We start from the raw sequence: 24,564 nt of genomic DNA on the forward strand, positions 1-24,564 counted from the left end.
ACGATGACGGATAACAGATATCAACATTTTGTAGCAACCGATGTACCGCTGGATGGGAGCAATCTGATAGAAGCCAGTGCAGGCACAGGGAAGACGTATTCCATCGCCATCCTGGTGCTGCGGCTGATATTGGAACAAAAGCTGTCTGTAAAGGACATCCTGATGGTGACCTTTACCAAAGCCGCTGTGGCCGAACTGGAAGACCGTATCCGGCTGTTTATCCGCAAGGCTTACACCGTCAGCTTCGGCAATCCCGTTGACGATGATACCATCGTCAACCTGGTACTGAATGCCGTAGACCAGTGGGGCGCCGTAGAAGTCAACCACCGCCTGCGTGACGCCGTATTGTTACTCGACGAAACATCTGTTCTTACCATCCATAGCTTCTGTCAGCAAACACTGAATGAATTTGCCTTCGAAACAGACCAACTATTTGGCGCCGAAATGGTGCCGGACACCACACCCATCATTGAAGGCGAACTGAATAAATTCTGGCGCAGACACGTCACCACCTTACAGCCCATCCTACTGCAGTCTCTCTGGGGCGAGGATATGCGTAGCAATATCCTGCAGGTTTTGCAGGAACATCTCAGCGGGAAAAAATACCTGGGCTTCAACGCCAAAGAAGATTACCGCATCAATGTTACACAGCAGAACAGATGGCTGGAAGAACTATTCTCCCTCCGACAGCAGCAGACTGTAGCAGAAGGAGCTTTGCATCAGCATATCATCAACAACAGGGACGATCTAGCTTTCACCTGTAATACCAACACCTATGCAAGAAAAGGCATTCTTCCATTTATAGATAAACCTGCTGAATTTGCTGCAATCATTAAGAAAAAAAAGAATTCAGACTATATCCAGGAATTGTTTTCGGACATCCTCGAACAACTGGAAGCAATAGATGCTTTCGACGAAACCGTCTCCCAGCATAAACAATCGCTGCATCAGCAACTCAACTGCCTCGCTATACAAGAAGTGATCACCGGCGTGCGCTCCCATAAGGAACGCAGTAACATGCTGAGTTATGACGACCTAATCAGTCATCTTAACCTGGCACTGGTACAAAAAGATAATCCTGGCCTGATAGCATCCCTGCAAAACAAATACAAAGCCGTGTTTGTGGATGAATTCCAGGATACCGATCGTCAACAGTATGAAATATTCAATCATGCTTTCGGCGAAAACACCATCCTGTTCTATATCGGTGATCCCAAACAAAGTATCTACGCCTGGCGTAAAGCGGATATTTTCACCTACTTCGATGCCCGCAACAGCGTTCAGCGTCTCTATGATATGAACCATAACTATCGTTCATCAGAGAACCTGATTGCTGCTATGAACCGCTTTTTCAAGCCTACTGAAAATTTCGACACCTTCGAGTTTGACGGTGAAAAAGATAGTATCCGGTATATTGATGTGATGGCGCCCGAAGAAAGCAGCAAAGGCTTTCTATACAGAGCTGAAGAAAAAGAGGTGCCCATCACCATCTACAACTGTAAAAACAAAGATGAAATTGCCAGTGCAGTAGCCGCGCAGGTAGCACAGCTGTTGCTCGATCCGGCCTACCGGATTGTAAAAGATAAAGCCCAGACGATCACTCCTTCCGATATTGGTATCCTTGTACGTACCGGAAAAGAAGGTAAAGATATCAAGCAAAAGCTGGCCCACCTGGGCATTCCGGCGGTGACAATAGATGATACCAAAGTATTAAATACCGCCGAAGCCCTGGAAGTGCTGTATCTCCTGGAAGCGATGGAAACGCCGGAAAGGTCTACCATCAACCGGGCGTTGCTGTCTCCTTTTACTGGTTTCAGTGTACAGGATATCCTCAATCTGGATGATGAAATAGCCCTCACCCGCTTCGGCAACTACCGCAATCTGTGGCAGGAAAACGGGGCCTATACAGCGCTCATGACGTTCATCGCCGACTTCGGCGTGCGCAATATCCTGCTAAGCGATCATTCCAAAAACGGAGAACGGGCTATTACCAACCTCTATCAGTTGACAGAACTGGTACACCAGGTGCAGAACCGTAAAAACCTGTCTATGCGCGACCTGATCTCCTGGCTCAAACGCGGTATAGATGGCATGTTGGTAGAAGGAGATGAGTACACCCAACGGGTGGAAAGTGATGAAGAAGCCGTGAATATCGTCACCATTCACAAGAGTAAAGGACTGGATTACCGAATCGTACTAGTGCCCTACCTCGATTTCAGGAATAGTGATGCCGCTTTCATTAGTTTCAGAGATCCGGAAACCGGTGATTATATCAATGCAGAAGCTGCCCGTATCAGTCCTGAACAGAAAGCAGCCCAGCAAAGACAGCAGGTACAGGAAGACCGCCGTCTGATTTATGTGGCCATCACAAGGGCTGTGTACAAATGTTATCTCTTTAAAAATAACAGCAAGCTCGCTGCCGAATCCTCTTTTGCGAAATTCACCAGCGCCTTGCTGCTCAATCCCCCAGACCCTTCATTAATTGAAGTGGTGGATGCTTTACCTGCGGAACCGGAACAGCGTTACCGCAAAAGCAAGCTGGCAATAGTCCGGAATATAGCACCTGCACCGGTATCCTTTTACCTCCGGGAAGAAAACTGGCGTAAGATGAGTTATACCATGCTGGCCGCCAAACCCGAACAGAAGCCCCGTATGCGCTCCGCCCAGCAGGAAAGCGAATACGATAACTTCATTTTCCACACCCTGCGGAAAGGCGCCAAAACAGGGAATCTGCTGCACTTCATCTTCGAGAATATCAACTTCTCTGATGACAGCCAGTGGGATTACTGGATCAATGAAGCGATAGCCCGCTTTGTTCCCGGACAAGGAGAGGTATATCTGCCCATGCTGCAGCAGCTTTTACAGCATGTGATGCATGCCAACATCCAGATAGGCAAAAACCGCTTCCAGCTGGCTTCTGTAGGCAAATACAAACGGATGGCCGAACTGGAATTCGATTTCCCGGTGCCTGTTTTCAGAGCCAATATGCTCAATGCACTTTCGGACGATGAGTTAACAGTAACGGTTAAACGTTTTTCTGAAGATAGAAATCATGAGCTGGAAGGTATTATGAACGGGAAAATTGACCTGTTCTTTGAACATAACCATCGGTACTATATCCTCGACTGGAAGTCCAACTACCTGGGCGGTATTGTGGAAGACTACGCCCCATCGGCCTTAGCAGCTGCTATGAACGAAAACAACTACCATCTGCAATACCTGATATATACCGTGGCAGTAAAAAAATACCTGGAAAGCAGACTACCGGATTTTAACTATCAAAAACATTTCGGTGGTATTATCTACTGCTTTGTACGTGGAATCCGCAACAATGGCAATCAGGGTATTTTCACCGCCAGACCTGATCTCGAAAAGATTACCTTCCTGGAAGATATGCTCACCGCAAAAAGTCACCGCTATTAAAGCAGTTTCAGGTCTTTCGTGATTTTATCAATATCCGTGTTCAGATTAGGCCCAATAGCACAACAGGTTTTAGTAGGTACCCCTCCGAATTCTGTAAGCCCGGAATCAGTGATCAGCGTGGCATTCAGGCCATCCTCCAGGGCCTGCTGGTATACACGGTCCAGCTCTTCTTCGGAGTCCACAGACAAACATATCTTGGTAAATCCTTTAGTCATCCATTCCTGCACTTCTTCCGGATTACGAACACTGGTTTGCAGTGTGTTTCCCTCTATGGTGGCGTGACGGGTAAGAAACGCGATGGATGCATGCGCGCCCTGCGCAATCATTTTACCTTTTCTCATATTCAGGTCTTTCCGCATTACAATTACCTGCTTTACAATTCTCGATGACATAATATCACTCCTTTTTACTTAAATTACCATAAATGTAACCTATATGAGGATACTGTCCCTGACCTTTGCCCTACTTCTTTTTGGCCTCGCCCTGCATGCACAGTCAGACACCGCACTTCTTCGTAAAGCATGGGTAGGACCGGAACTGGCCTATTTGAATTTTGATCAGAAAGGATACTCGATGGATTTCTATGGTCAATGGCCCCAAGATGGCGCTTATACGTTATTAGGGGATACACTCAGATTACACAAAATCAGATATTATGGCGAAAAAAAGACCCTCTATGGCGATGGGGATTTTTTGATAAAACGACTCACCACAGATAGTCTGATCCTTGTTCCCATTAACTGGATGGCCAACAAAAAATTAAGAGGTCAGCCCATACTTTATTATAAAGATCAGGCGCTGACAGCTAAAAAGGATCTTCGTTTCGATAGCCTTGTTTTGAAATCCTCCCATTCCTATTCGTCCACCCCCACAATGGAAATACAGATAAATCAAAAGAAACAAGTGAAATTCAGCGGATTGATATATGTCATAAAGGATGGGAGTTATACAGATATTTTACCAGATTCTACCTATCAGCAGCTGTTGTATCTTCTCAGCATATCTGAACTGGACCACTTAAAATCCTGGGGACAAGAGATACATGATGACAAGCCGCTTTCGTTACAAATATGGTACAATAACAAGATGATGCTTATTGAATGCAGGCGCTTTCCTATGGTAGCTGATAAACTGGAACAGCTTTTATTCAAGATATCGGCAACAACAAAGTTAGAAAGATCTAGCTTTAGGTCATTGTAAATCCTTATCAATAGCAGATCTGACACTTTATAATATCCTGTGAAAATTTAAATAGACCTTATATCAATGAATACATCACAAATCGAAAATAAAATTTCGAAAGACAAAAATGTCCTTGTTGTTTTACAAGAAGAAGGAGCGGCAAATTCAGAAATGCAGGATTTAATCGATAAATTTTGCGGAAAGGTAGTCAACAGTTTTTCTGAAATTCAGGCTAATCCAAGCGATACAAGAATCTACGTATGTGGCGACATAAGCAGTATCAAAGATGAGTTCGGCCCTTTATACATTATAAAAGAACTATCCAGTAATTACGAAAATAAAAATAATACGCACATCATCACACTTGGTGAAGTTCCTATTATCATTAGCAATGCCGGTGTATATTTTAGAAAACTATTTACTGATAACGATTATTTTGATAAGATCAAATCAGAGCATGAATTTCAGGAATTAACGGAGTCAAACAAACCATCCAAAGCATTTAGGAAAGGGATATACCTAACTAAAGTAACGAAAGCCGAAAATGAAGATGGGAGCGAAGTTCTGCACTATCGCCTTTTGAGATGTTCAAGTAACTTAACCGGGCCTACTGATAATTTCCGCGCCACTGATCACAAAATCATCGATTCGTTGAATGAGGCTGTCAAATATGTTTTTGAGTATAAAACGGACCTGAATCATGTATTGGCACAGATATATGAAAACAGAATGAGAACAGAAGGCACTGATAAGGAAGTGAAATCAAGAATTAAAGCACATTCTGACAAAACCAAGGATATGCCACAGGATGGGCTTATTGTCTTTTGTACTTTTTACGACAACGTTGACATCAAACATCTGAAACCATCCGCCACAGACAGATATGACAGGTGTTATAAAGAAGTGAGTGGTTTAACAAAGCTTCACTTCAAATTAAAAAGCACTGTTAATGATGATTCATTGGAAAAAGAATTCAGTGTTACCTTATATCCTAATTCTGTATTCATGATTCCACTTTCTACCAATAGATTATACACACACGAAATCAGACCATCTATGCTGAATGCTGACAGCATTCCAACAAGATTGGGCTATGTAGTTCGTTGCTCCAATCTGGAAGCTCAGCATGTGAATAACCAAACTTACATCAGAGAAAATAACAACTTCATTAAACTGGAGAAAATGACTCCGGAAACACAGGAGGATTTAAGAAGTTTTTACAAAGAAGAAAATAAATCAGAGCAGGTTATCAAATACGGAAAAATTCATTTCAGCATGAATTCAGGTGACTATGAAAAACCAATATTTTAACGTAAACCCGTGGCAAAGAGATGATGATCAGTTCTGAGTTTAACAAAATTACGCTTGATTTAGAAACCAATTTATTCAATGAATTACTGAGCGCAACAGACTTTGAACCTGTTGCTAAAGGCAGAATCGGCAATCACCTGGTAAAGATGGACGGCAATCGTATCCCGATAGTGAGAACTACTACAAAATACAATATACCCGCTCATGATTTTTCCGCCATTCATAACATGCTTGTTGAGTGCATCAATGATTCTATTAGAAAGAGTAACCTGGAAGACATACCTGCGCTGCATTTTAATAATGCCTTAATAGAAGTCTATGATGCCAGTTATTCCAAAATGAATTATCATTCAGACCAAAATCTGGATTTGGATAATGATTCATACATAGGACTTTTTTCCTGTTATGAAAACCCGGAAGAACTTTCAGCGCAGCACATTAGGAAACTAAAGATAAAAGATAAAGTAAGCGAAGAAGAGCAGGAGTATTCGTTAACACATAATTCGGTCATACTGTTTTCATTATCCACCAACACAAAGTTCCTGCATAAAATTGTCCTGGATGCTGCTCCAAAACCATTGGTACCAGACAATAAATGGCTAGGCATTACATTCCGGACATCAAAAACGTATATTCAATTTGAGGATGATTTACCTCGTTTTGCCAATGGGAAATTATTGGAATTAGCGAATAAGGAACAGGAAACAGCGTTTTACAAGCTGAGAGGGGAAGAGAACCGAAATCTGAATTTCGTTTATCCGGATCTAATATATACTGTAAATGCAGGAGATACCATGAAACCAAAGCACAGTTGATTGGTTCAGGCGCTCTATCAGAGCGGAAGACGGGACTCGAACCCGCTACCTACAGCTTGGGAAGCTGTCGCTCTACCAGGTGAGCTACTTCCGCAGGTATCTCTCTAAAGATAAAAAAAATACCCATAAAAACGGGGCCGTCTCAGAAGTAATTCCGGGCCCCTTAGATTTAGCCTGACTGGATTTATTTATGCACTTCGTATGTGCATCCTCAAAAACCGAAAAAGAAAAAGGGTGCCTCAAATTTACTTTTGAGACACCCTCCAGTAATGAAGACTTGAGGAGATTCGGCCCACAGTCGGTGATAACACTTATGCCAGTCGGAGAAACAGGCTCAGCGCAGAAATGCGATCACATTTTCCCAAAGAATCCGACAAGCTCCCTGGAATAGATCTCAGGCTGTTCCATCGCTGCAAAATGACCTCCTTTGCCCAGTATATTGAAGCTTACGACATTGGCCATCCTTTCCGCCCATTCTTTAGGGAATTGGGCTTCCTTGGGAAACAGCGACACCCCCGTTGGTACACCTACCCGTTGGGAAGATTGCAGCCCCCCCATATAACCGGCGCGAGCATTCTCTGCATATGTTCTGATGGACGAATTAATGGATTGGCTTATCCAGTAGATCATAATGTTTGTGATCAGTGTGTCCATGCTAAGGCAATTTTCGAGATTTCCATCATTGTCACTCCAGGCATGGAATTTTTCGATGATCCAGGAGGCCAGTCCCACGGGGCTGTCGTTGAGCCCATAACCCAGGGTTTGTGGCTTAGTTGACTGGATCATATTAAACGCGCCTTCTGTAAAGAACCAATGTTGTATTTGTTGCCCAAACGCCTGTTCGGCGGGGGTCATCGTTCCCCAGTCCTCGCTGCCGTTGGGATAACCTACATCCGTTAAATGAATAGCCTTTACATTGCCCGGGAACTGCACTGCCAGTGACTTCGTGATCAAAGTACCCATATCACCGCCTGCGGCAAAGTAGGTGGAATATCCCAGTACTTCTGTCATGAGTTTGTTGAACAGGGCTGCCGTCCTATCGCTATTCAGGGCCGTTTGTTGGGAGAATCCAAACCCGGGTATGGAAGGGATCACGAGGTCATAAGAACGTCCGCCTTCAGTTGGATCGGTCAGCATTGGAATAATCGGGAGAAAGCGATAGAATGAGTCTGGCCATCCATGGCTCAGGATCAGCGGCGAGGTATTTTTTCCCTGGCCTTTTACATAAATGAAATGAATGGTAATGCCGTCTATTTCGGTCTTGTATTGGGGAAACTGGTTGATCTCTGCTTCGTGGGTTCTCCAATCGTACTCTGTCTGCCAATAGTGCACCAGTTCCCGCAAATACCCCGGATTGGTGCCATAATTCCACCCGGCATTTTCAGGTTCATCCGTCCACCTGGTTTGTTTTAGTCTTGCTGATAGATCGTTAAGTGTCTCTTGCGGTACATTAATGCTAAAAGGGTTCATAAACTGTTGTATTTGTTTTGTTCGGTACAAAAATAGTCAGCAGGCTCCTCCTGTCATTGTAAAAAATTTACCTGGGATACTTGTCGGTAAGTTGAGGTTTACTTTGCATCCGGATTATCATTGGGAAATTGCAGGATCATTTCGGGCACCAACTCATTTTCATCCAAGACTAATTGAGATCTCAGATACTCCATTGGCTTTAACCCTGTAAAATAGGCAAAATCTTTTATGAGATGGGCCTGGTCAAAATAGCCGTACCGGTGGATGATGGAGAACCAGTCGATATGGGTCTTATTTTTTTGGATTTCAGTAATCACCTGCTGTAGCCGATGAACTCTTTGCAGGTATTTTGGTGAAAAGCCCGTATATGTTTTAAGCAGGTGAATGACGTGCTTTTGAGAATAGCCGGATTTCTGTATTAACCAGTCGATGGGTTTGTCGATATGCTGGTTTATAAATCTCACGATATGGTATCCCATGTTCTCTTCAACCGAATATTGTAAAAAGTAGTTTTCGATCAATGCGAACCTGTCTGCCAGGGCGGTGGCATTGAGTAGCTTTTCATACAATCGCATGAAGGAACTCCCAAAAACAGCTTCGGCCTCAACACCCGCATTGTCCAATACGGTAATAGGTATCTTCGTAAGCGAAAAAAAGCCACCCACCGTAAAACGGATACTGATGATAGTAGAATTGGGATTGTTTTTGTAAAGGATCGCCTGTTTCTGCATCCCCGAGATCCAGGCATTCTTAACCTCTTTTTTGCAATCGGTATTTATTTCGGGATAAACTGTATTCAGGGTATTTTCATTCAGTTCGATCACGAGGTTTATTCCGCCTTCCGGAAGCTCTTTGATGTAAGGTGTTGATAATGATCCGCTAACGTAAACAATGTGCTGAATGAAGTCTGAGAGCGGATAGGTTGGAATGTGCCGGTGTACTTTCATGATCGGATCAGTGACTAGCAAGGTATAAAATTTCTTGCTGTCAATTGGAAAATGTTGAAGCCCGTTAATCGCCCCAGTGGAGCACGGCCTTAAAAACTACAGATAAACTTTTTCCTCTTGCCATGCATTATTTACCTCAAAACCAAATCCTTAGATTTAGCCTGACTGGATTTATTTATGCACTTCGTATGAGCATCCTCAAAAACTGAAAAAGAAAAAGGGTGCCTCAAATTTACTTTTGAGACACCCTCGTTATCAGAATTTATAGCTATATCCCAGTCGGAAAACCTGTGTTTCGTAATTGTCTGTACTCACTACCGAAAAGCCATCTCCCCGCACTTGCCGTTTGATACGCAGCGTATTAAAGATATCACTGGCATTCACAAATAGTTCTCCTTTTCCTTGCTGGATCAGCTTTTTAGCCCCCAGGTCCACGGAGAAGCGGGAACCAATTTCTCCCTGTGGAATGATATCCTTAGCCAGATAAATACCGGTCACCTGAAGTTCTGTTTTAGCCGGCAGATGAAACAGTCCATTCAGCTTGGCATTGCCGGAAGTAAGCTGTTGTTTGGCAGCAGTATAGAAGGTCGGTACCGGATATTTGTTTTCCACGGTAAAGGCATCAATGATATTGCGATATACGTTCACGTTAGCATTCAACGAAAACCAGGCTGTCACCTCCTTATTCAGTACGGCCTCTATACCAGAATTATAGCTACGGCCTGCGTTCTGGTAGATATTGTAGATAATATCACTTCCTGGCGCCAGTGTGCCAATACGGGTGATGGTTCCATCAGTCATACGATGGTACAACGCCGAATAGAAGCTACCGGTACGCCAACTGGTTTTGTATCCCAGTTCAAAAGTATTGGTGAACTGCGGCCGCAGCGCAGGATTACCTACTTTCAGCATTTCCGGTTCATCATATTTGGGGAAAATACGGATATCACCTTCATCCGGCCGGTCTACTCTTCGGTTGTAGAAGAAAGAGATTTTATTGGCATCATTCAGCTTATAAGCCAGGCGTACATTAGGGAAAGGCTGTACATAGTTGTAGCCATCGCTTTTATAGGTATTGTGATCGGGGTTGACAGTGTAATTCAGGCGTACATACTCCATACGTATGCCGGCTTCGGCTTCAATGCGATTGTTTTCATATACATAGTTGCCGTAAATAGCAGGAATAGTTTCGGCATAATCTGCCCATCCGGCGGCACCTTTATCGAGGGGTGACTGTTCTCCGGGGAAGAAACGCATATTGGTGGGTATCACTCTTCTGCGGAGCTTCAGTCCACTTTCCACACGGCCATGACGTAGCGGCCGCACGTAGTCTACATTCAGATCAGCCACGTGTTCATCGGCTATCAGCATAAAGGTATCTTTCCCGATGTAGGTAGTGCGGTTATCGGTCAGAAAATATTTTTCATCTTCCCGATGGAATGTATAGTTGAAATTGATGTTCAGCAGGTGGCCCGGCTGCCGGAACTTATGCTGATAGGCCGCCATGGCTGTGAAAGCAGAGTTCACTTCATCTTCATGAAATTGCCATAACCTTCTTCTTTCCGTTAATTTACCGTTGAAGTAAGGGATATCACCATCATCAAGAACACGCTCACGGCTGTATAATCCGGACACTGTGAGGGTATTACGATCATCGATATTCCAGTCGACGCCTGTTTTTACAGAGCCGTCATAAGTGCGGCGGTTGCGTTTTACCTGTTGCCGCACGGTGTCACCATTATCGTATATACGTTCTGCGAACTCGCTTTTATTGAGGGTTTTCATGTATAGCCAATCGCCCTGAAAGAAAGCATTGATCTTATTCTTCCGGTAGTTGAGCGACAGGGACGGATTAATTTTAGGGGTAGCCTGGTACTGAGGTCTTATGCCGGGCAGGTTTTCTTCCTTTTGCCACAATGCGCCCAGGCCGGTGGTGAGACCTATTTTACCATTAAAGCCTTCCTGTTTGTTTTTCTTGTAAATGATGTTGATGATGCCTGCGTTACCATTGGCATCGTATCTGGCGGAGGGGTTGTTGATGATCTCGATCCGTTCGATAGCGGAAGCCGGGATATTATCAAGGCCTGACTGGTTACCAAAACCGGTGAGAGCGGTTTGTTTACCATCGATGAGGATGGTCACCCGGTCGCTGCCGCGCAGCTGCACTTTACCATCCTGGCTGGTAGTAATGCCCGGCAGATTTTTCATAGCCTGCAATACAGAACCGCCTTGCTGGCTCATATTGTTTTCCAGCGAAAAGATCTTTTTATCCATTTTAGTGTCAATGCCAGCTTGCTGAGCGGTCACTTCCACTTCATTGAGGGTGCGGGCGTTTTCCTTCAGTTCTATGGAACCCAGGTCCAGAAAGGCACTGAGTGATCCCACCTGCACCGGGAGTTGTTTTACTTCATAGCCCAGATAGGTGGTCTCCAGGAAATAATTGCCGCTACTTATGGCAGACAATGAAAAGCGGCCATCTTCACCTGTAATGGTGCCAGCCGCCAGGCTGCTGTCTTTTGTGTGCTTTAAAGTCACATTTACAAAAGGCAGTACGGTTTTATTCTTTCCTTCTTTTATAATTCCGGATACCACTACTTTTCTATCCTGGGCGAACAGTGCGCCCTGAAAAGCTATCAGTGCCACAGCTATCTGAATCAGGCAATTGGTCATTCTCTTCGGCATAATATATTCTGTTGAAAATAAATGATGCCACAAAGTTGACCTTCAATTTGGAAGAAATTTGGAATTCAGAAATCGATGCAGAATTGATGTAGCTGGTTTTCAAATGTGTAATACACCTGCCAGTGATAACGTTGGCAGATCTGCTGAACAATAGCCAGTCCAAGGCCACTACCGGGACTTTGAGGAGATCCCGCCGTAAAACGCTTAAACAGATTACCCGTATCCAGTGAAATACTACCTGTATTGGCTATACGAAGTTTTCCTGGAAGGAGATGAACAATAATTTTCCCTCCCGGATTTACATAGCGGGCGGCATTCAGCAGCAGGTTATTGAGCAAAATCTCTACCAGCACTTTATTACCTTCTATGTTAATACCAGACTGTATATGTTGTTCTATCTGCAGGGATTTGTGAGCAAACAAGTCGAACAGTGGAGCAATACAATCTTCCAGCAACTCACTTAAACAAATGTTTTCTTTCTGAAGGAACTGGTGGTTTTCTATTCTGGCCAGCAGCAGCAGGTTTTTATTGATACGGGTCACCTTCATCAGAGCTTTGATGGACTCTTCCACCAGCAAGGATTGTTTATCGTTCAGTGGCTGGCTTTGCAATAACAAGTCCAGCTTGGATTTGGCGATAGCTAGTGGTGTCTGCAACTCATGCGAAGCATTTTCCGTGAACTCTTTTTGTTGCTGATAGGTGGAGATATTTTCGTTGATCAGCTGCTGTAAACTGTTATTTAGCGTTTCAAACTCGGCGATGTTGGTTTTATCGAAAGAAATCTGTTGTTGCCGGTTGAGATCAAAACCAGCTATTTTATGAAGGGTATTGTAAAACGGCTGCCACAGGCGCCTGGACGCCCTTTTATTGAGTAGTACCAGTCCTGCCAGCAGGAGTATAAAAAATAGGATGGTCACCAGCGTAATAGCGAGGATTGTTTCGTGGGTTTCCTCCATATTGGTTTCTACCGTGAGACTGTAGGGTTGACTGTTGACTGTAAAAGAAGATACCAATCCATGAAAACGGTTGATACCTGTAGCATTGCGACGGTAGATATTGTAAGTACTGTCTGGCTTTACCATCGCTGCTCTGCGGATAGCAGCATCCGGCTGCAACTGATTCCAGGTGTGGATATGATGGTCGAGGGCGCTGTCACTGCTGTAAGCCTTGTGAATATTGGCTTTTATAGTCTCTGCAACAATTTTATTATGCTCATGTAACTCGTTCATCCAGATATTATCCACGATATAATAATAGGCAGGAATACTGCATACCAATACAAAAAAGGCATACAGCGAAAATACTTTCAGCGATTTACTCAGCAGTTTTTTCATACTTCCCACTTATATCCGGTACCATAAACGGTTTTAAGGTAATTGCCTGCTCCGGCTTCTGTCAGCTTACGTTTCAGGTTTTTAATATGAGCATATACAAAATCGAAGTTATCCAACATATCGGCAATATCACCTGAAAGATGCTCTGCCAGTGCCATTTTGGAGATGACCCGATTTTTGTTGCCGATAAAATATAGTAAGAGATTGAACTCTTTTTTGGTGAGTGGCACCGGTTCTTCGTTGACAGATACGGTTTTGGCGGGCAGATCTATTTTTAATTCATTAAAAATGACGGTGTTGGCATTTCCGAAATTTTTTCTTCGGATGACAGAATAGATTCTGGCGGCCAGCTCCGGCAGATGGAAGGGCTTGGCAAGATAATCATCTGCTCCCAGCTGCAGACCAGCTATTTTATCTTCCATAGCACCTTTGGCAGAGATGATAATGACACCTTCCTGCTTTTGCTGTTTTTTCAGTTCTTCCAGAATAGCCATACCATTGCCTCCCGGCAGCATCAGATCCAGCAGAATACAGTCGTATTCGTAGATGGAGATTTTCTCAACCGCCTCATCGAAGGTGGCAGCAAACTCGCACAGGTAGTTCTCTCCGGCCAGATAGTCCGCGATACTTTGTGCCAGTTCCTGTTCATCTTCGATAATCAAGATTTTCATACCGGCAAGTTATGCGAATGATTCTGAAAAAATTCTGAATTCAAGACAGGGGAGGGATCATACCCGCCCCAGCAGCATGGCTTCGTCGGAGAAATTACGGTAGGCCCTTCCATTACCGAATCCTTCAGGGTTGATGGCATGGGCTTTTTTTCTGTTACGGAAAAAAACTTTTCGGCCCAGATAAATGGCCCGTTGCAACAGAAAAGTATCCCGCAACGCACCGGATGTGATCCGGTAAAAGGTACGCTGATCGTCGGCAGACAGGGCGTCATTGGTCTCCCGGGTTAGTTGCAGGTATTTATGACCGTTTTCCCTGTATAGCTGTATGATATTGTCTGTTTCCCGATAGGTGCCGGTATATCGTTTTTTAGGCTTCAGTTCATCATCTGTGCTCTGATAGTGCAACAGGTCTCTGTCTACATAAAAACGTTCAAATGTGTGGTCATTCTGCAGGCATATCACCTCTGAAGTATCTTCACAATAGTGGCCTACCAGCAGATCGGTCATCCGGGTGGTTGTAAAACCGGAGGCGATGCGCATGGTATCATCATGGCGGATGGCCTGCAGATAGGCCGGGTCACGGATGATGACCTTCTTTTTGCCATTGGCCACCAGACGGCCTTTGAAGTCCTGATCTTCATAACCGTAGTCCATCACGCTCTCATCATATCCACGGAGCGCATTAAAATCGTCCCGGAGAACGCAGATGCGGCCTTGTACGTCCCACCATTTTTTGCCTGGGCCGATACCAGCCGGCGACATAAAACAAGGATACTCCCGGAGAAAAGTCTGATGAATATATGTTGCAAAGCCTTGTCCGGTGTAGTTATCAGCGTCTACGCTACAGAGGATATCGCCGGAAGCCAGCCGGAAAGCCATATTCTTGGCATGGCTCATATGAAAATAAGCAGGGTCCGGATTATGATAGTATACCACTACACCTGATTCGATATAAGGCCGCAGTTCCTGTCGGGCCCATTGGTCCAGATCATCCCGGGAACCGTAGTTCAATAGCACAAATTCCAGCGGACTATAACCGGCATTGTCCTGGATGTTTTGAAGCAGTGTTTTTTTCAGGTGCATGGTCCGGTTCATACACACCGTGCAGAAAGATATTTTATGTTGCAACATTTTCTTTAATGGGTGAGATGCATTTAGCATAACAAGGAAGAAGGTGCATTGTTTGAAGGGGTTATTGCAAAAATGTGAACTTATTATTAACTTCCTGATGGTTCCACGATTTACACCGCTACCGCTTTAGATTTGCAGCGTTTTTTAAAATTCTTTTCAACCATTTATATACGCTTAAACAACACCCTATGAAACATTCTGTTTATCGGATTCCACTGTTATTATCCGTTTGTTTGGCTGCCTGTAATAAAAACATGGTAGACCAGGTGTCGCCACCACGTACGCAGCAGCAACAGTCAGCACAAGTAAGCCCATTGGCCGCCAGCACTGTTACTTTTACAGACGAGAGTAGTTTTGTGAACAGTCTTTCTTCCTATGGATTTAAAACGCCGGACCAGCTTAACCTCAACCGGATAGCCTCTACCAGTGGTTATAATACGGTATATGGGTTTAATATTCCGGCAGCCAATCAGGTGACCGGTTTCAAATGGAACAGCGGCGACGAACAGACCCAGGACTGGCGTCCACAGGGAATTACCGGCTTCAGCTGGGGAGGAAAAAAATTCCTGCTGGTAACCTGGTATGGCGTTGATCCCAGCACTATTGCCGGCATCAACAACCAACATAAAGGAGTTCGTGTATCCCTGGTAGATATCAGCGATATGAGCAATATAACGTACAGGCATATACTGCTGGTACAAAACGCAGCCAATATGTCTAACTCCGCATTGTATAAGGCTTCCAATCCCTATACCCAGCTGGCATCGTTTTGCCCGGTTACCATCCATGCGGGTGGAGTGGCCTATTATGCAGGTAAGATATACGTAGCCGATACCAACCTGGGCATCCGCGTATTTGACCTCAACACGATGGTATCTGCCGCCGGTGACTCCAGCGAAAGCCGTATTGGTAAAGAAAGTAATGGAGATCTCAAAGCGTTCAACTACGGATACATCCTGCCGCAGATAGGCTATTACAAAATCACCAATGCCAAACCATTCTCCTGTATTGAACTGGGAGAGGGAGCCACTCCGGGTGAAAAATATCTGTGGACCGGTCAGTATATCACTTCTTCCGAAACAGCCATACCACAGGTTTTCGGGTTTCCGATCGATGCCAGCGGACAGGTGAGCACCAGCACACAGCCTACTATCATCACCCCCGTTGACAACGACAGCGGCCATGTATATGGCATGCAAGGCGTTTTCAGAGCCGGTAGCAAAACGTTTATGACTACCACCGGCAACAGCTCCTACCTTGGCTCTACTGCCCGCCTGGTACGTTATAGCGACGGCACCACCGCCGGTACCCGTTACCGCTGGCCTCATGGTGCTGAAGACCTTTTCCGTGACAGTACCACAGGCTACCTCTGGAACCTTACTGAATACGAAACAGCCAAATACGGACAAGATAACAGAGTGGTGTTTGCAGTGCGGTTATCAGATTATCAATAATCAAATAAATGAATAGTCAAATAATCAAGAAGCATATCGCATCAACGATATGCTTCTTCCATTTCTGAAATGTTTTATCTTGAACGTTTGTTAATTCAACCTATTTATCTATGAAACATTTTCTTCTTATTGTAGCAGCACCATTCGTTTGTACCTTAACCACCCAGGCACAAACTCTTGACAACGTTTTAAAGAATGGTAATACAACTACCGAAACCATCATTACTTCGAATGCAGAAGGCCTGAAAATAGCAAACAACAATGCCTTTATATCAGGCTGGAATGCTCAAAACACTGCCAGGACAGGCTATTTGCAGTTCAACTCTTCAGGGAACATATCACTGTCTGCCGAGGGCGCCAGAAGTATTCTTTTACTGACCAATCAACAACCCAGAGTTACTATAACAGAAAATGGTTATGTAGGGATTGGTACAACACGGCCCGCGCAGAAATTTGTAGTTTCCAATAACGAACAGGAAGGACTGGAGGTCTATCTTGAAAACAATGGCATCGTAGGGCTACAAGCCTATAACCGGCAAACGTCCCACTATATGCCTATGTATATCGATGCCTCCCATCTTGCCATCACATACGGCAGTGTAAGTATTGGCACACCTTCTCCCAAATCAGAACTTACTGTTAACGGCACTATCACCACAAAAAAAATAAAAGTCACTGCCGAAAACTGGCCCGACTATGTATTTCGTAAAGACTACGTACTCCCTTCCTTACAGGATGTGGAAAACTTTATAACTACCCGTCAGCACTTGCCAGGCATTCCTGCTGCCGCTACCGTAGAAAAGGAAGGGCTGGAACTGGGAGAAATCAACCAGAAGCTGCTGCAGAAAATTGAAGAACTAACGCTATACCTGATTGATGAACATAAAAAAAATAAAGAACTGGAAAAACAGGTTTCTTTATTGAATGAACGACTAACAAAACTGGAGCGGCCATAATCGTGAACCAGACACATGACAAGTTTGAGTTTTTCCTAAAATCTGCTTATTTATGTAATTTTACCTGCTTTTACAACGCTCATCGTTGCAAAATCCATAAACCATGCTTATCCAAGGGGAACCTGGTTCATCCCGAACAATTCGGTATACCTGTGCCTATTTCCAAGATCGCATCCAAATTAAAACACAACAAAAATGGTTGTACTAACAAAACTCTACGGTCAAACCAGCAACAACTTTTTACAATTTATACACCTGGATTCATTTTGCAGGGAAAACAATATCCCTTTCCATAGTCCCTATTTCAGGAAATATTTTGATCAGTATCCTGCATTGCAGTCTTATGGTGTTAACTATTCGAAAGTGCTGATGAAGTTTTTCATCAGAACGAAACTGTATAAAGAATTTAGTTTTGTTGATGACACTCAGATTTCTGCTTATAAAAATGCGATCCTTACGAGAAAACGATTGTTTTGTGAAGGCTGGTACTTCAGCAGCAAAGAAACTGTTGAAAAAAACAGAAGCCTTTATCAGCAGCTATTTACACCAAACATCGATCAGCAGGATTTCCACAATAAATACCTGAAAAAAGAAAATAATGAAACCATCATTGGTGTTCATATCCGTCGTGGTGATTACAAAGAGTTCCAGGGTGGTGAATATTATTTTGAAGATGATGTTTATATTGATAAAATAAAACAGCTGTTGAACAACCTGAATACGCCACATAAGGTGATCATCTTCACTAATGATGATGCGCTGAATAAAGCTAATTACACGCAGCATTTTAATGTGTTGTTCTCAGAAAATCCAGTGCATGTTGACCATTTCCTGATGTCACGCTGTGACTACCTGATCGGGCCTGTGAGCTCATTTTCGTTATGGGCCAGTTATATCGGAGAAACACCTTTATTTCATATTCGTACAGCCAATGACGTTGTCACGCTGGACAAATTCAAAATTTGCGACGGAAACTGGTTTTAAACAAAACCAGTTTCTTGTTTTTCAGATAAACTTATCTTATATTTAAATATCTATCCAACGATTCATATCAGAATAACCGTCACATAAAACGTACCTGTAATTTTTCCTGATTATCCACGATTTTCATTTATAACCCAAAATCCAAACATCATGAAAAAGAAAAAAGTAACCCTCAATCCCAAACTGTTCATCAACAAACTTACTATCACTTCCTTAACCACAGAACAACAGGAGAAAGTGGCTGGTGGCGCAACTGCAGGTGTTATCTGCATGACCACCGAGACACGTCGTCCAACTGATTGTTCTGCTACTCCAAATCACGCTTGCTGCTGATATCAGTAGTCTAAGTTCTTATTTGAGTATCCCCGTTTCGGAAGGTGATTTGGTTTTCAGGTAAGATCATCCTCCGAATGGGGATACTTGTGTTTGTAAGATTACAAACTACCACGCCACTTAGTAACTTTATCAAATTACTTATGCCAGTTTTCTCCGGACTGGCTGCTGGTATCATCTTGATAGTCATGTATATGCCTATGTCTATTTTATGGCAAACACTCTAATAATTTCAACCAGGTTATCTACTGGAAAGGAATGTTGTACAATACTGGCTAATTAATTACATTCGTATTAGTTCCTTTTACCCATTATCTGTGCTCAAATTTTCATGAGCCCTATATCATTGTAACTTTTAAATTATCACCTATATCTTATGTTTAAATGTGAGTATGCACTGATATTTTCCTGAGGGATATCCCCCTTTATATGTTGGCCCAGCAGTAGCTTATTGTAGCTGAGTGTTCCCGGATTTGTATCTTTTTTATGCCATCATATCAGCGTTACAATCAATCAAACATCTCTAGTTCTTAATCTAAAAATCCCTATATGATCACTAGCAAAGAACGGCTTAGAAAACATCTTGCGATGTTTTTCCTTGCTCTTCTGGTTTACCAGATTGGATTTCCAGCTGCAGCCTATGCACTTACTTCCGGGCCCACAGCACCGGAAGCTACCAGTTTTGAGCCTGTGGATACTACAGATATGGTAAATCTTCAAACCGGAGATTTCACCTATAACCTTCCATTATTAGAAGTACCGGGTCCGGAAGGAGGCTACCCATTATCATTATCTTATCATGCCGGTATTCAGGTAGGAGAAGATGCAAGCTGGACGGGACTCGGATGGACGCTGAATCCCGGAGCAATTACCCGTAACGTAAACGGCTATCCGGATGACTGGTTTTCAGAAACACAATTAAGAAGAGATTATTGGGAAGGTGGTCAAACCAATACTTATAACGTAGGCGTCAGCGTTGGTATCGCCAATACGCCGGCCACTGTTAGTTTTGGCCTTGCTTTTTCCCAGGACACCTACCAGGGATTTGGTGTTGGTGGCAGTGTGGGAGTAGGCGCTAACTACGGCCCTCTTCATATCGGTGCAGAAGTAGGAGTGACCCCATTTGGGCAATCATATCAGTCTATAGGCTTCAGCGCTTCCACTTCATCCGGTGGAAGTCTGGGTGTATCTGTAAGCGGTGGGCTTTCCACCAGCGGCGGATATGCCGGTGTGAGCGCAGGAAATTCTTTCCTGGGTGCCAGTATGGGAACAAATGGTCTTTCTATGATTGTTGGAGAAGGTATCACTGGTACTACCAATAATGACAGGTCAGGGGAGATCTCTACTAAATCCAGCGGTCTTTCTGTAGATATCCCTATCGGATATGTTAATATAAGGCTGGGGTATAACCACACCCGTTACTGGTCAGATGAGAATGTTAATATACCCGCTCACGGCAGCTTGAATCTCACCGGCTGGAATATGCTGGACAATCATGCCTATGATTGTTATTCCCTGCTAAACTATGATCCCGCCAACTATAACGCCACTAATATCGTCGATAACAGCGACCCGGATGTATTGCAGGGTGGCACCTTTCCGGATTATGACAACTATGTTGTGACCGCTCAGGGTCTTGCCGGCACCATGCGGCCTTATGGCTTCCAGAACTACGTGGCAAGGCAAAACAGAAGCAATAGCAACCGTACTACGATTATGTACGTATGTCCCGGGCAAACCAATACCTTTAATATGCTGGGTAAGCAGCCCCAGTTCAGGTTTGATAACGACTTCTCCAATCAATACCGCCAGAATTTCAACGATATTGATGTGGTAAATGTATATGCCATGAATCTGCCGGCTCCATTTGACCCAAATCCCGTTTATGGAAATAATGATGGTACTTATGGTTATAACACGGCTACCACACAGCTCGCAGGTTCCCGCAGTATTCGTACGATAGATTATGCCACACTCTTCGGAGCCAGTGATAAGAAGGGATTCCTGTATCCATCAGGAACAACCGGTTTTGTGTATAATTCCGCACTGGCTAAAAGCATAGGAGGATTTGCGGTCACAAACAGCAGCGGTGTAACCTACCACTACAGTTTGCCTGCCTATTCCTATAATGAAAGCATTTACTCTGAAAAAATAGATCCTTCTAAAGGACCAGGGCAAAGTAAAAGCTTTAACCGTCAGGTAAAACCGGGTAAGTATGCTTATACCTGGTACCTGACAGGTGTTACAGGCCCCGATTATGTTGACAAGAATAATAATGGCATTCTTGATGAAGGCGACTGGGGATACTGGGTAAAGTTTGAATATGGTAAATGGACAGATACCTATTGCTGGAGAAATCCGGAAACAGGCTTTGCTCCCGATATTGATAACAAATTCCAGAATGCATCAAAGGGACAAAAAGAAGTTTATTACCTCAATGCCATCAAAACAAGGAGCCATACAGCCTTGTTTGTGAAAGATCTCCGTACAGATGCGCGTGGAGCTTCGCCCACCATTATGCAAAGCACAGGTGATACAGAAAGTGTTGGAGCCTATGATGGCAACTCTGCCTATAGCCTCAGCCTGAATCGCATCCTGTTGTATAACAATGCAGATCTTCCTGCTTTGAATATGAACAGCAGTAGTGAACTGAATATCGCAGCACATTACGCAGGCAATGTATTAGATAAGTACGACGTGGCAGATCCCAGCTTCCTGCAGAAAGCATTCAGAGTGATTGACTTCAAATATGATCTCAGCCTTTGTTTTTATACGCCAAATAGTTTCAGCGGAAGTTCAACCCGCGTGACAGCTGGTAAGCTGACCTTAAATCAGTTAGTAGTACGCGGCAAAGGTGGGGCCTGTATGCTCCCTTCAACAGATTTTCAATATGAAGTGGATGATACAAATATGGGCACCATCACAGCCTCCACTGCACCAGGAAGCAATAGTATCGGAAACATTACCTGCTCCAATATCGCAAACGGCCAGTATAACGTAGGTGATATTCTCAATATTTATATAGGTCGCGGACGCTATAGCGGAGTGATCACAAAAAAATATTCGGCTACTTCATATGACGTGAAATACTTCCCGGGTATGGCGTCCGGAGGTGGCTCCGGCACTTGTTACATTACAAAAAATCCAATCTATCTGCAGGATGCAAAAGATATCTGGGGATTGTACAAATCTGATTATGATGCCGCTGCTTATGCACAAAACAGCAATATTGGTGGTGCAAGAACCTATGCTTCTGCAGGAAGTGCGGATGCATGGTCTCTCAGAAAAATCACTACGCAACTGGGAGCCAAGATTAGAGTGGAGTATGAATCAGATGTATACAACAAGGCAGTATTAAATAGCTCTTCATCATCTGTTATCAACAATTTTAGTTACAACTCAACCACCAAGCAGCTGAGCTTTAAGGTTAACAGCATTGGAGATGGTTTGTCTCTGAGTAATACCTATAAGGTGGGCACAAAATTAAACGCATTATTGATACAACCTGCAGATATTACTATACAGTCTAAAAACAGTGATGGTAGCTCTTGGCCGCTGACCATTTTGGATGGAGATCAATATGTTACAAGAACGGCCATCCTGGGAGGGAATGAATTTGTGATAACAGCAGTGGATGATGTTAATAAGACTATTACTGTTAACTGCTCTACACTTAATGAGCTAAATATTCCAAATACAGTCCCCAATACCGATGTTATTAAGGTTGAGTGTAAAGTCTATTCTACAGGAAATCTTTTCTACAGCAACGATTTCAACCGCCCAGGCGGTGGTCTTAGGGTGAAAACACTTTCCGTACAGTCTACACAGAATACTGCTACCACGATGTATGACTACTCCAATGCCGACAATCCCGCAATTAGTTCAGGGGTAACCTCATACGAACCATCTGTATTTGATTATTGCGAGGTATCCCGTTATCCAGCGGTTGCGAGTGGCGAAAATCAGTATAAAAAAGAACTGTACAAGAATATCAACTACCTGCTTACTATTGCCAGGGAGGTTACTCCTCCCGGAGTAGTGTATAAGAATGTATCCGTTCGTACAAAAGTGACTTCTCCTGATGGTACAGAACGCGCTACAGCAGGGCGTACTGTTTATGAATTTGAGGTATTCAATGAAAACATGATTTCACGTCATAAAGTCGGTTTGGGAACTACCTCCGGCTATTATCATAATAATCCAAGCTCCGGAAGTCTGAATGTCGGTAACAACCAGACAATTCAGAACCTAACAGCTGCCGTAGGATTATTAAAACGGACAACCACTTATGATGTGAATGATAAACCATTGGCCAGTACTAACTATATGTTTGAGCATGGCACTTTTGGTTCACCCAACCCTGCTTTCCTGGATATCTATTACAATGGTTTAAATAAGTACAATTACCAGGGTGTTACTTCGGAGAGATCTTTTGAAGAAAAATACGTGTATAATCCAGCCACCAGCCAGAATAAGGTAATGCTGACCATGAGTGCAAAAGAAACTTATCCGGTAATACCCACAGGTGTAACAACAACAGATTATAAAACGGGAACATCCACTGCCAAATACTATAATGGATACGACTTCTATAGTGGAGAGATTACTAAAACTGTCACAAGGGATATTTACGGTAACGCATTTGCTACCGAAGTCATTCCCGCCTACAGGAAGTATCCTCAAATGGGGCTGATGGTCAATAATAGTGCTAACAAGAATATGCTGACTCAAACTGCCGGCTCATATACTTATGTGCTGGGCAATGGTGTAAATGCAGGCGTAGTCAGTGCGAGCGCAACCATCTGGGGAAATCAGACTCCGGTACTCAATCCTGATAACAGTGGAACTACATTGGTCCAAAACACTTCATCCGTTGGTAATGTATGGAGAAAACAACAGGAATACATCTGGCGTCCGGATGTAATCAAACCTGATGGAGTAGTGCCTATGGCGGAATTTACAGACATCAACTGGACCAATCCGCTGGCATCCAATTCCGCGTGGAAAAAAGCAGTAGAGGTAACATTGTACAGCGCCAATTCCCACCCATTGGAAACTGTAGACATCAACGGTGCTTATGGCGCAACCAAATATGGATACAAAGATAGCCGCAAGGTGCTGACAGTTACACCAGCTCAGTACAGCCAGGTTGCTTTCTCCGGTGCTGAAGATGAGTTGATCGGATCTGCGTTCAGCTCAGGAGTGAATCCTGGTGATGGAACCATTGAAACCAGCACCACCTTCCCTGCAACCCTGGCACATACGGGGTATAACAGCCTTCGTACAGCAGCTGCCAAACAAGGTTTTAACTATACCGTTCCTGTTGCTGCCTCACAACTGAATGTACAATACCAGGCAAGTGTTTGGGTAAAAAGTGTAGCTGGTGGCCAGCCCTCAGCTAATATCTATTACCAGGTGAATGGTGGCACCCCAACACCGGCAACAGTAACGGCTACACGTAAGTCCGGCGACTGGTACTTATTGACCTTGGTAACGCCCACCTCTGCTTCAGCCAGTGCTGGCTCCAGCATTAAATTCGGATGCACTAATACAGGTGCAACAGATGTGGTATTTGATGATTTCAGAGTACATCCGGTAAGCGCCAGCTCGACTGCTTTCGTATATGATAAAACCAGTGGAGAATTAACTTACATACTGGACAATAAGAATATCTATACCAGATATAATTATGATTCAGGCGGGAAATTAATCGGTACTTATAAGGAAATTATTGGAACTGGCGAGAAGAAAGTCTATGAGTATGAATATAATTATGGCAAAGGCTGTATCGCTGCCAATAATTTGAGCATCCCCAAAGTAGATTTTTATAAACAGCATTTTGGGTTGATATAAAAATGATGATACCCTGAT

General features: G+C 43.8%; 16 protein-coding genes and 1 tRNA gene. 9 read left to right on the forward strand and 8 right to left on the reverse strand.

Going from position 1 to position 24,564, the window contains the following annotated elements:
* Window positions 1-3: 3 nt before the first annotated feature.
* On the forward strand, window positions 4-3,423 hold the full coding sequence (gene recB / locus DF182_RS12310) for an exodeoxyribonuclease V subunit beta (protein WP_113615908.1): 3,420 nt from the start codon (window positions 4-6) through the stop codon (window positions 3,421-3,423).
* On the opposite strand, the gene pth2 is transcribed toward recB, so the two are convergent.
* A complete protein-coding gene (pth2, locus tag DF182_RS12315) occupies window positions 3,420-3,815 on the reverse strand; it encodes an aminoacyl-tRNA hydrolase (protein ID WP_113615909.1) in 396 nt (131 codons plus the stop codon). The two genes, recB and pth2, sit on opposite strands and share 4 nt — an antisense overlap.
* 43 nt (window positions 3,816-3,858) lie before the next feature.
* Here pth2 and DF182_RS12320 point away from each other — a divergent pair, with 43 nt between their 5' ends.
* The 3 genes from DF182_RS12320 (at window position 3,859) to DF182_RS12330 (ending at window position 6,731) form a co-directional block, all read left to right on the forward strand.
* Window positions 3,859-4,623 carry a DUF6438 domain-containing protein gene (locus DF182_RS12320; protein ID WP_113615910.1) on the forward strand — a complete coding sequence of 255 codons (765 nt, stop codon included), beginning with the start codon at window positions 3,859-3,861 and terminating at the stop codon, window positions 4,621-4,623.
* Between the two features lie 66 nt (window positions 4,624-4,689).
* Window positions 4,690-5,916, forward strand: a complete 1,227-nt coding sequence (locus DF182_RS12325; protein ID WP_113615911.1) for a hypothetical protein — start codon at window positions 4,690-4,692, stop codon at window positions 5,914-5,916.
* Window positions 5,917-5,936: 20 nt separating this feature from the next.
* Complete coding sequence (locus tag DF182_RS12330; RefSeq protein ID WP_211327101.1) at window positions 5,937-6,731, forward strand: alpha-ketoglutarate-dependent dioxygenase AlkB; 795 nt, start codon at window positions 5,937-5,939, stop codon at window positions 6,729-6,731.
* 21 nt (window positions 6,732-6,752) lie between these two features.
* Here the strand turns inward: DF182_RS12330 and DF182_RS12335 are convergent.
* The 7 genes from DF182_RS12335 to DF182_RS12365 all read right to left on the reverse strand — a co-directional run bounded on the left by DF182_RS12335 (window position 6,753) and on the right by DF182_RS12365 (window position 14,918).
* Window positions 6,753-6,825: transfer RNA gene (locus DF182_RS12335), tRNA-Gly, on the reverse strand.
* A 257-nt stretch (window positions 6,826-7,082) separates the two neighbouring features.
* Window positions 7,083-8,201 carry an epoxide hydrolase family protein gene (locus DF182_RS12340; RefSeq protein WP_113615912.1) on the reverse strand — a complete coding sequence of 373 codons (1,119 nt, stop codon included), beginning with the start codon at window positions 8,199-8,201 and terminating at the stop codon, window positions 7,083-7,085.
* 98 nt (window positions 8,202-8,299) lie between these two features.
* Entirely contained in the window at window positions 8,300-9,169 is an 870-nt protein-coding gene (locus DF182_RS12345; protein ID WP_147243424.1) for a helix-turn-helix domain-containing protein, read from the reverse strand.
* A 234-nt stretch (window positions 9,170-9,403) separates the two neighbouring features.
* Window positions 9,404-11,830: a TonB-dependent receptor domain-containing protein gene (locus tag DF182_RS12350; RefSeq protein WP_245957424.1), complete on the reverse strand. Its 2,427-nt coding sequence runs from the start codon at window positions 11,828-11,830 to the stop codon at window positions 9,404-9,406.
* A gap of 65 nt (window positions 11,831-11,895) precedes the next feature.
* A complete protein-coding gene (locus DF182_RS12355; RefSeq protein ID WP_113615915.1) occupies window positions 11,896-13,164 on the reverse strand; it encodes a sensor histidine kinase in 1,269 nt (422 codons plus the stop codon).
* The gene (locus DF182_RS12360; RefSeq protein WP_113615916.1) at window positions 13,161-13,835 is read right to left on the reverse strand and encodes a response regulator transcription factor; all 675 of its coding nucleotides are present in this window, start codon (window positions 13,833-13,835) and stop codon (window positions 13,161-13,163) included. Before DF182_RS12360 ends, DF182_RS12355 begins: the two co-directional genes overlap by 4 nt.
* Window positions 13,836-13,892: 57 nt before the next feature.
* Window positions 13,893-14,918: a glycosyltransferase family A protein gene (locus DF182_RS12365; protein WP_161964129.1), complete on the reverse strand. Its 1,026-nt coding sequence runs from the start codon at window positions 14,916-14,918 to the stop codon at window positions 13,893-13,895.
* Between the two features lie 236 nt (window positions 14,919-15,154).
* Here DF182_RS12365 and DF182_RS12370 point away from each other — a divergent pair, with 236 nt between their 5' ends.
* The 5 genes from DF182_RS12370 (at window position 15,155) to DF182_RS12390 (ending at window position 24,546) form a co-directional block, all read left to right on the forward strand.
* Window positions 15,155-16,420, forward strand: a complete 1,266-nt coding sequence (locus DF182_RS12370; RefSeq protein ID WP_245957425.1) for a hypothetical protein — start codon at window positions 15,155-15,157, stop codon at window positions 16,418-16,420.
* 110 nt (window positions 16,421-16,530) lie between these two features.
* Complete coding sequence (locus DF182_RS12375) at window positions 16,531-17,376, forward strand: hypothetical protein (protein WP_113615918.1); 846 nt, start codon at window positions 16,531-16,533, stop codon at window positions 17,374-17,376.
* Window positions 17,377-17,571: 195 nt separating this feature from the next.
* Window positions 17,572-18,360, forward strand: a complete 789-nt coding sequence (locus DF182_RS12380; RefSeq protein ID WP_113615919.1) for an alpha-1,2-fucosyltransferase — start codon at window positions 17,572-17,574, stop codon at window positions 18,358-18,360.
* 150 nt (window positions 18,361-18,510) lie between these two features.
* On the forward strand, window positions 18,511-18,693 hold the full coding sequence (locus DF182_RS12385; protein ID WP_113615920.1) for a class I lanthipeptide: 183 nt from the start codon (window positions 18,511-18,513) through the stop codon (window positions 18,691-18,693).
* A 549-nt stretch (window positions 18,694-19,242) separates the two neighbouring features.
* Window positions 19,243-24,546, forward strand: coding sequence for a hypothetical protein (locus DF182_RS12390; protein WP_147243425.1), 5,304 nt, complete (start codon window positions 19,243-19,245; stop codon window positions 24,544-24,546).
* Window positions 24,547-24,564 lie beyond the last annotated feature (18 nt).

The organism is Chitinophaga flava, assembly GCF_003308995.1.
In the GTDB taxonomy this organism is placed as follows: domain Bacteria; phylum Bacteroidota; class Bacteroidia; order Chitinophagales; family Chitinophagaceae; genus Chitinophaga; species Chitinophaga flava.

Excerpts from the sequence above, each read along its gene's own strand:
- recB (WP_113615908.1), top strand. The coding sequence starts at position 4 with ATGACGGATAACAGATATCAACATTTTGTAGCAACCGATGTACCGCTG.
- pth2 (WP_113615909.1), bottom strand. The coding sequence starts at position 3,815 with ATGTCATCGAGAATTGTAAAGCAGGTAATTGTAATGCGGAAAGACCTG.
- DF182_RS12320 (WP_113615910.1), top strand. The coding sequence starts at position 3,859 with ATGAGGATACTGTCCCTGACCTTTGCCCTACTTCTTTTTGGCCTCGCC.
- DF182_RS12325 (WP_113615911.1), top strand. The coding sequence starts at position 4,690 with ATGAATACATCACAAATCGAAAATAAAATTTCGAAAGACAAAAATGTC.
- DF182_RS12330 (WP_211327101.1), top strand. The coding sequence starts at position 5,937 with ATGATGATCAGTTCTGAGTTTAACAAAATTACGCTTGATTTAGAAACC.
- DF182_RS12340 (WP_113615912.1), bottom strand. The coding sequence starts at position 8,201 with ATGAACCCTTTTAGCATTAATGTACCGCAAGAGACACTTAACGATCTA.
- DF182_RS12350 (WP_245957424.1), bottom strand. The coding sequence starts at position 11,830 with ATGCCGAAGAGAATGACCAATTGCCTGATTCAGATAGCTGTGGCACTG.
- DF182_RS12355 (WP_113615915.1), bottom strand. The coding sequence starts at position 13,164 with ATGAAAAAACTGCTGAGTAAATCGCTGAAAGTATTTTCGCTGTATGCC.
- DF182_RS12360 (WP_113615916.1), bottom strand. The coding sequence starts at position 13,835 with ATGAAAATCTTGATTATCGAAGATGAACAGGAACTGGCACAAAGTATC.
- DF182_RS12365 (WP_161964129.1), bottom strand. The coding sequence starts at position 14,918 with ATGCACCTGAAAAAAACACTGCTTCAAAACATCCAGGACAATGCCGGT.
- DF182_RS12370 (WP_245957425.1), top strand. The coding sequence starts at position 15,155 with ATGAAACATTCTGTTTATCGGATTCCACTGTTATTATCCGTTTGTTTG.
- DF182_RS12375 (WP_113615918.1), top strand. The coding sequence starts at position 16,531 with ATGAAACATTTTCTTCTTATTGTAGCAGCACCATTCGTTTGTACCTTA.
- DF182_RS12380 (WP_113615919.1), top strand. The coding sequence starts at position 17,572 with ATGGTTGTACTAACAAAACTCTACGGTCAAACCAGCAACAACTTTTTA.
- DF182_RS12385 (WP_113615920.1), top strand. The coding sequence starts at position 18,511 with ATGAAAAAGAAAAAAGTAACCCTCAATCCCAAACTGTTCATCAACAAA.
- DF182_RS12390 (WP_147243425.1), top strand. The coding sequence starts at position 19,243 with ATGATCACTAGCAAAGAACGGCTTAGAAAACATCTTGCGATGTTTTTC.